This is a genomic window from Mesorhizobium sp. M7A.F.Ca.CA.004.12.1.1 (genome assembly GCF_003997835.1).
In the GTDB taxonomy this organism is placed as follows: domain Bacteria; phylum Pseudomonadota; class Alphaproteobacteria; order Rhizobiales; family Rhizobiaceae; genus Mesorhizobium.
Genome location: NZ_RZRK01001389.1, coordinates 1 through 729, shown reverse-complemented (window position 1 = coordinate 729; position 729 = coordinate 1). Strand labels below are relative to the sequence as shown.

At 57.8% G+C, this 729-nt stretch carries 1 protein-coding gene; it reads right to left on the bottom strand.

All coding sequences use genetic code 11. The annotated features are described in order from the left end of the window. Positions 1 to 489 (bottom strand): CoA transferase (locus tag EN984_RS36595; protein WP_206517584.1); only part of this gene is annotated, 489 nt, incomplete at its 3' end. Positions 490 to 729: the final 240 nt, after the last annotated feature.

The following is a 729-nucleotide window of genomic DNA, read 5'->3' as shown; positions in this document are numbered from 1 at the left end:
ATCGCCGAAAGGCGTCATGCGGGCGATGACGAGCGAGGGGTACCGCGCCGCCAAGGCTTCGCGGGTCAGCCCAAGCTGTTCATTCAACATGCCGCAGCTAGCATCCAGCAGGATGTCGGCAGTACCCAGGAGCTGGACCAACATCTCGCGACCGCCTGCGGTATCCAGATCGGCGACGGCGGATTTCTTGCCGCGGTTGTATGCCCAGAAATAGAGCGACTTTTCGGGGTCGGGCTCCTCAGAACAGAACGGGGCGATGCGCCTCGTCGGGCTGCCGTCTGCTGATTCGATCTTGATCACCTCGGCGCCGAGTCCTGCAAGCAGCAGGCCGCAATACTCCGCCGTCTCGTCCGCCACCTCGATCACTCGAAGGCCAGACAGCATTCCGGGGGCGGTGTCGGACGCCAGAGCGGTCGACCGGGGTTCAACTCTTGCAGCTGTCATGAAGGGTGTTTGGACCGTCTCAGCGTTGATGTTGAGCAACCACATTTATGGAGTTTGCTCGGCAAGATAATGCATTATATAAAATTAGGCATTGAGAAGCGGCGCCTGTCAATTAGAAATTGCGGGGGTCAAACCAATTCACCTTGGGTGGTGGAAAAAGTGCAGAAGAAATTTCGATCCTGAATTTTTAAGGCTTCCGGCGCTATGTCGTGGCCAATGCGCCATTGGAGCGTCTTCACACCGGCATTGTGGGCGGAGGGTCCGGTCTGTTTTGCGGATCTCGAG